This window comes from Intestinibacter sp. (assembly GCF_051866655.1).
Taxonomy (GTDB): domain Bacteria; phylum Bacillota; class Clostridia; order Peptostreptococcales; family Peptostreptococcaceae; genus Intestinibacter.
In genome coordinates, this window is sequence record NZ_JBJDXL010000057.1 from 1 (window position 1) to 7444 (window position 7444).

General features: G+C 34.1%; 7 protein-coding genes and 1 pseudogene. 1 reads left to right on the forward strand and 7 read right to left on the reverse strand.

Translation table 11 applies throughout. From position 1 onward, the window contains the following. Nucleotides 1–45 precede the first annotated feature (45 nt). From ACI3VO_RS01650 to ACI3VO_RS01665, 4 genes are all read right to left on the reverse strand, one after another. Entirely contained in the window at nt 46–285 is a 240-nt protein-coding gene (locus ACI3VO_RS01650; RefSeq protein WP_439756238.1) for a hypothetical protein, read from the reverse strand. A 101-nt stretch (nt 286–386) separates the two neighbouring features. After that, a complete protein-coding gene (locus ACI3VO_RS01655) occupies nt 387–1928 on the reverse strand; it encodes a chitobiase/beta-hexosaminidase C-terminal domain-containing protein (RefSeq protein WP_439756239.1) in 1542 nt (513 codons plus the stop codon). Between the two features lie 92 nt (nt 1929–2020). Next, a complete protein-coding gene (locus ACI3VO_RS01660) occupies nt 2021–3361 on the reverse strand; it encodes a uracil-xanthine permease family protein (protein ID WP_439756240.1) in 1341 nt (446 codons plus the stop codon). A gap of 169 nt (nt 3362–3530) precedes the next feature. Beyond that, nucleotides 3531–4118: a TetR/AcrR family transcriptional regulator gene (locus ACI3VO_RS01665; protein WP_439756241.1), complete on the reverse strand. Its 588-nt coding sequence runs from the start codon at nt 4116–4118 to the stop codon at nt 3531–3533. Nucleotides 4119–4228: 110 nt separating this feature from the next. Here ACI3VO_RS01665 and ACI3VO_RS01670 point away from each other — a divergent pair, with 110 nt between their 5' ends. Continuing rightward, nucleotides 4229–4684, forward strand: coding sequence for an HXXEE domain-containing protein (locus ACI3VO_RS01670; RefSeq protein WP_439756242.1), 456 nt, complete (start codon nt 4229–4231; stop codon nt 4682–4684). A 483-nt stretch (nt 4685–5167) separates the two neighbouring features. Here ACI3VO_RS01670 and ACI3VO_RS01675 read toward each other — a convergent pair whose 3' ends face one another. The 3 genes and pseudogenes from ACI3VO_RS01675 to ACI3VO_RS01685 form a co-directional block, all read right to left on the reverse strand. After that, nucleotides 5168–6067, reverse strand: coding sequence for a phosphate butyryltransferase (locus tag ACI3VO_RS01675; RefSeq protein ID WP_439756243.1), 900 nt, complete (start codon nt 6065–6067; stop codon nt 5168–5170). Nucleotides 6068–6090: 23 nt separating this feature from the next. Continuing rightward, nucleotides 6091–7164 (reverse strand): butyrate kinase, encoded by a 1074-nt coding sequence (buk, locus tag ACI3VO_RS01680; protein ID WP_439756244.1) that lies wholly within the window; start codon nt 7162–7164, stop codon nt 6091–6093. Nucleotides 7165–7183: 19 nt separating this feature from the next. Then, a pseudogene (locus ACI3VO_RS01685) lies at nt 7184–7444 on the reverse strand (thiamine pyrophosphate-dependent enzyme); the annotation flags it as partial.

A 7444-nucleotide genomic window follows, 5' to 3' on the forward strand; every position in this document is an offset into this window, starting at 1 on the left:
ATTGCCAAATTAGCATATTGTAATTTGGCAATTTTCCACATTTATTTATCTAAATTGTCTATTCGATCTCTGATCTGTCATTCGATTGCTTCTTTGATCGTTCATTTGGTTATTTCTTTCGTCATTCATTTGATCGTTCATTTGGTTTTGGTTTGACTCAGAAGACCATTGGTTGTCAGTTGCAGTTTTGTGATTAGAGTCTGTTTTATCTGTTAAATTCATATTTGCATTTCTATTATTTCTGCATCTACAATCTTGGCATCTTTGTGTACATTTATTGTTCATTTTGCTTCTCCTTTATAATCGATTTACTTATATTTTCTACAAAAATCTCGATATTATATATGCAAATTTATAGAATTTAACGCATAAATTACCTCCAATTACTAATGAGAATAGAAATAATCTATCTCAGATTGTGACACTCCAAAATAACGTAAATAATCATAATTAGCCATATCAGGCCATCTATCGTAAACTATTCCTATCAATTGATACGCATTTAATAATTTGCATCTAGTTTGTCCAAAATTTACAGTATTATTATCAAGTAATTGAACAGTTATCTCTCCATCTGGAGTTGTATAATAAACTGTGTTTCCAGATTCTCTTCTAGATAGTATTCTTCCATCAATTCCTTCTGATGCCATATATCCACATTTAAGCTCATTTTTTGTAAATTTACAAATTCCTAATCCTGCATCATCATTGTTAAATACTATGTATTTTCCTAATATTTTCTGCTCTACACTAGAAGTTTGCTTTATCTTATTTTGATTAAATACATCTATTGCATTTTTTAATTTTGAAACTTGACTGTCAACCTCCTCTTGTGTAGATGCTTTTTCACTGTAAACCTTGTTAGCTTCGTCTATGTATTTTTTTAAATTTGATTTTGAACCAGACTTATACTGTCCTGTTTTGCTTCCTTCTGTTGAATTATTGTATAGATTCTCAGCTTTATCTATGTAGCTTTTTAATTCGCTTTTATCCACAGGCTTTACTATGTTGTCTTTAAATTGTTTAATTGCATTTTCAATTTCCTTGTTGATATCGCATGCAGCATCGTATTTTATCGATTCACTGTTTACAAATGTCTCTGCCTTATCTAGAATAGATTGAAGCTCTTTTTTATTTTTTTCAGGGATACTTCCTACATCAGTTCCAGTTTTTGTCTCTGAAATTAGCTTTTTAGATGCTTCTATATTATTTTTAATTTCGTCTAGAATAGCTTGATCTATCGTGTAATTTAAAGTAACTACCTCTGTAGATTGCCCATCCTTATTATAGCCAATTATTTTTATAGTTGTCGTATTAGAAATACAGATATTTCCCATATATTTTTGTGAATTTTGATCTGGTGTATCTCCATTTATTGTATAGTAATAGCTATGACCTATATTCATTCTGTCTTTATTTAATTTCACGCAGATAGAAGATAAGTATTTTCCTTCAGAAATATCCATTTGAGCTGGCTTTGGAGATTCACTTGCTGAATTTAATAGATTTCTTATATTAGTAGATAAATTAGCTTCACCTACCTCCTGCACAAATATGTCTAAAAAGTCGTAAGCAGTCCCACCGTCTATAGTTACTGCTATATCTATTATTTCTAAAAGTAATTCTTCGTTCTTTCTGTCCAAATTCTGTGCGTCTTCTAATATTTCTACAGCGCTTTGGAATTCATTTTTGCCTACATATGCCTTAGATTTTTGTATCCTTGCAGCTGTATCCTTTGATTTTACCTTAATGGCCTTGTCAAAAGCCTCTATTGCCTGTTCGTATTGCTTTTGTGTTAAACAAGAATTTCCTTCCTCCATGTACTTGTTGTACAATGTCGGTGCCAATACCATTTTATAGCCTACTGCTAATATTGCCACAATTAATAATATTATTATTCCTATTTTTTTCTTATTAAAATTCCTCACTAATTTTATCCTCCTCGTATACCAAAATATAGGAGCATCGATAAACTTCGGTGCTCCTATCATATTTCACTCTAATTTTATGTATTTAATTATTAATCTGTTATTTTTTCTATTTCCATGTTCTTTGGAAGTATTAAGCTTAAGACAATAGATACAACGAATACTACTGCTACACAGTTTGCGCTAAATACATCTTGAACCATCTTAGGGAAAATTCCCCAAATAGCTATTTCACTAGCAGAAGTAAATCCTATACCAACTGCCAAAGATAGTGCTGTAATTATAATATTTCTTTGAGTAAATTCTGCACGTGCAAGCATTTCAATACCACTTACCATAATTGTACCAAACATCATTATTGTACATCCACCTAGTACAGAATCTGGAATAGAGCTGAAAAATGCACCTATTGGAGGAATAAATCCTGCAAGAATCATGCAAATTGCTCCTGTCATAAGTGTAAATCTATTTACTACCTTTGTCATAGCGATTAGACCGACATTTTGACTGAATGATGTAACTGGTGGACATCCAAATAAGCCTGTTATAGAGCTGGCAAATCCATCACATGCAAGAGAGCCTGAGATTTCTTTTTCTGTAATTTCTCTGTCTAATCCCTTTGCAACTACTGCAGATGTATCGCCTATAGTTTCAGCTGCTGAAACCATAAATATAATGCACACAGATACAATTGCATTGATGTTAAACTCTGGTGCTATCGGTAAAATTCTAGGGAATGCTATTATGCCGTTAGATAAAATTCCTGATAAATCCACAACACCTAAGAAAATTGCAACCACATATCCCACTAATAAACCAAATAATACAGATAATTGCTTCCAATATGATTTTGCAAAAATATTAAATAATAGGCATGCAGCTAATGTAATTAATCCAAGCATAAGGTTTTGTGCAGAACCAAAGTTTTCTGTATACCCTCCACCAAATGAACGAACACCGACAGTTAATAGAGAATAACCTATAGTCGTAACTACAAGACCTGAAACAACTGGTGTGATAATTCCTCTCCAGTATTTTGCAAATAGACCTATTATACCCTCAAAAATACCGCCTACGATAACCGCACCTACAACAGTTGGATACCCATATTGAGTACCTATGTAAGATAAAATTGTGACGAATGTAAAGCTTACACCCATAACAATCGGCAATTTTGAGCCAACTCTACCAATAGGATATAACTGAATTAATGTTGCAATCCCTGCCATAAACATAGCGTTTTGCAATAGCATGGTAATTTGATCCTGTGCTAAGCCTGAAGCAGCCCCAATTAACATAATTGGAGTTAAGTTGGCTACGAACATCGCAAGTATATGCTGTAATCCAAATGGAATCGCTTTAGCTACAGGAACACGTCCGTCTAACTGATAAATGTTACTGATACTAGAACTTGTTTCTTTTCTTTTTTCCATATTCATCCTTTTTCCTTTTGTATTTTTTTACATCTATTTATAAATGCACTTTTATCATACTATAAATTTTTTTGTAGCACAATTATATAAATCGTTATTTTTTGATTTTCCCATATCATATAATCAGAACCGTGCGTAAAACATTCAAAATTCTTCAAGAATTGCTATCTTAATCTATAACATTGCTTTTCTCCTGCATCTGCAATTTCATCAATCCCTCTTCAACAATCATTTGTCCTTTTGCATTGATTTCTTGATAAGTATATTGATCCTGACGTTCATACCAATAATTCAAATTCATCAACATCATCGTTCCAATGAAGGTAACATAGTAATCTATATCTTCTTGGGAATCTGACAGGTCAAACATTATCATTATATTTCTTCTAAGATTTTCCAAAAGTTTTTTCTTTAATCCCTCACCACAACTGTTATTTAGCAAACGATATAGCTTATCCGCATATTTTATCAACACTGTCGCTGTCTTGTTTATATATTTTTTTAAATCCTTTGTTACGATATCTTTTCTAATCTCTTCTATTTCTGTGCTTATAGATGTGAGTAATTGATGTTCAAACTCTTCAAATACAGCATATATATCAGAATAATAACGATAAAAACTGCTCCTATGAATTCCTGCTTTTTCCGAGATTTGGTTTACTGTAATTTTTTCTATCTCCATTTCTTGGAGCAACATCCAAAAGGAATCTATTATTTTCTTTCTTGTGGCATTTGTTATTTCCGGTTGCTTCTTCATAAGACATTTTCCTCCATATTGTACCTTGATGCGTAAATCAAAACATTCTATAATCGATTATAAGACACAATGTCTTGTAATTCAAATACTTTTTGAGAGGAGCTTATCTTATGGAATTTCTACAAAACCTTTGGCTGTATCTTGCCTTTGCAATGGTAGGTGCAGTCGGCTTTTACCTGTATGCAAACAGAGCCAATATAAGCAAATATACACTGATCCACGGAATCCTATTAATGTGTTTTGTGTTTCACATGTTTGAAGAACGCATTTATCCGGCGGGCTTTCATTATATATTTGAAGTCTTTACCGGTGGCCAACAAACACAGTTCAATGTCATGCTCATGAATTGTACCGTCTTGGTGATTCTAGCATTTAATTTTATCAAGCATAAAGACAGATCCTGGGCAGTGGGACTTCTTTCCTTCTTCGGAGTTGTTGAATTTGTGCTACACACAATCATAGCATTAAAGTCTTATGTACTTTTCCACGATGCAGGACTTGCTGTTCCCTATGCTCCCGGATGGTTCACCTGTATTTTCATGTTCCTACCTCTCTGCACTTTGTGATGGAGAACCATCATAAAGACAAAAAACTTTAACTGGAAGTGCTTGAAATGGATGATACCTTGGATGATTGTCATCAGTTTCTTCACCCTGGCACTACCTAACAGATTGCTCAGTGGCGTAGGAGAGGCTTTCCTGAATTTTGGTTTCTATGAGCAATTCCTTAAGTAATATACAATAATATTCCTAAATAAAACCCTTAACCGCATTTGCCGAGGTGCAGAAATCAAATATCCTTTTGATTATGGTATTCTAAAAAAAGACAATTATGATCAGTGGATCGAAAAAATCCGAGAACTGTTACAAAGGTAAACTATCCACTCGTATCATAGAGGAGCTATAATTAACCTAATAAAACAGAAACTTATTCATTAATACAAAAACAGGACGCCCACAAAATTTTGTGAGCGTCCTAGAAAATTATAGAAAAACCAGCCGATTGTATAGAAAGACTAAATCTTAAATAATTTACTAAATACTTTTATTTTATTTTGAAGCAACTAATACCCCTAGAGCGATTGAATTTAACTTAGCAATATCGCTATCTGCTCTAGAAGTCAATACTATCGGTGCTTTGGCTCCCATAACTATTCCAGCAGTATCTCCCTTTGCGAAAAATACCACTGATTTATAAAGTACATTCCCTGCTTTTATATCAGGCATTAGTAAAATATCTGCTTTGCCTGCTACAGGATTGTCTATACCTTTATGTTTAGCTGCTTCTATAGATATGGCATTGTCGAGCGCCAAAGGACCGCCAACTATACAATCTTTAATTTGACCATTTTTACACATATCTTCCAATTCTTTTGCCTCAACTGTATCTGGCATTTTAGGATTTACTTTTTCCTTTGCACAGATACATGCTACTTTCGGCATTTCTATATCCATTGATTTTGCTACTTCTACAGCATTTTCTATTATTTGTTTTTTTGCATTTAAATCTGGGCTTATATTCATAGCTGGATCAGATAGTATTATCAATCTGTCGTAGCTAGGAATATCTAGGATAGAAACCTGGCTTAGGATTTTTCCACATCTAAGCCCGACCTCTTTATTCAAAACAGCCTTTAAAATAATCGATGTATCCACTAATCCCTTCATAACCATGTCCGCCTTATTTGAAGAAACTAGCTTGACTGATTTTAAGCAAGCCTCAGTTAAATCCTTGATATCAATTAATTCATATTTATTTAAATCTATGCCTAAGTCATCTGCAATCTCCTTAGTCTTATCTATATCCCCAACTAATATTGCATCGACTATTCCTAGGCGTCTGGCGTTTTCCACAGCTGTCAGCACCTCCTTGTCCTGACAGCACGCCACAGAAATTATTTTTTTATCCTTTGTCTTAGCTAATTCAACTAAGTCCTTTAAATTTTTCATTCTTAAACTCCACCTTTTGCGCCTTAACCTTCGTAAATCTTAACTTCCTCCTCGCCTTCTACACATCTCATAACACCAAAAGCAAGTGATTCCATTTCATTTTCCCCTGGATACACTAAGACTTCACCTAGATGAGATACTCTTTCCTTCAACATATCCACAAGTCTTGTCCAATTTGCAAGACCGCCAGTTAAAACTATACCGTCTACTTTTCCATATAAAACTGTGGATATCCCTCCGATTTCCTTTGCAACCTGGTAAGCTAGTGCCTTAATTATCTTTAGCGCGTATTCGTCGCCGTTTTTAATTCTATCATCTATTTCAAGGGCATTTGTAGTGTTTAAATACGCTACTATACCGCCTCTGCCATTTACCTTTCTAATCATTTCTTGCTCTGAATATTTTCCTGAATAACAAAGCTTTATCAAATCTCCAGTAGGAAGCTGTCCACTTCTCTCCATTGCCATCGGTCCGTCACCTGCAAGTGCGTTATTTACATCTATTATCTTTCCATTTTGGTGAGCTGCTACAGAAATTCCTCCGCCCATGTGGACTACGATTAGATTTACATCCTCGTAATTTACATTTTTATCCACACATGCCTTTCTAGCCATAGCTCTGTGATTTAGCATTTGGAAGGATTCGTATCTCTCTATTTCTGGAAGTCCTGAGATTTTTGCTTCATCACAAATTTCACTGCATGCAGGTGGATCTACTGTATATGCCTTCACTCCGTATTCCTTTGCTAATTCGTAGGCTATTTCTCCGCCTATATTGCATGGATGCTCACCGTAAAGCCCTGACCACGCATCGTCGATCATCTTCTGATTTATCTCATATGTTCCCCCTGATACTGGCTTTATAGTTCCTCCACGACTTACAAATGCGAAAAAGTCCTCCAATTTCTCTCCTTTTTCTTCCACTTTTTGGATTACCTTTTCTTTTCTATATTCGTACTGATCCTTATATTTTAAATATTTTTCAACATCGGCTCTCGGGTGTACTATAGATTCCACCCATATCTTTTCATATCCATCGTATACAGATATTTTGGTAGATGTAGAGCCCATATTCATAATCAACATTCTTTTATTCATAAATCCACCTACCTAAACTCTATATAGCTAAACTTCTAATAAGTGCCATTCTAGCATCGACTTCCTGTTGTATTTCTTCGAAATCAGCTTCTGTGAAATGCTTAAATTTACCTGATAATTGTAAAAATTCCTTTACACTTATAGGATTTTTATTTTCCACATTGATTTTTAATTTGCCATTTTCAAATTCAATAAGTGGGAAGAAATTGCTCTTAACTGCCTTTCTAGCCACCTCTATACTCTTGTCAGAGGAATGAACCCATCCAGTTGGGCATGGAGA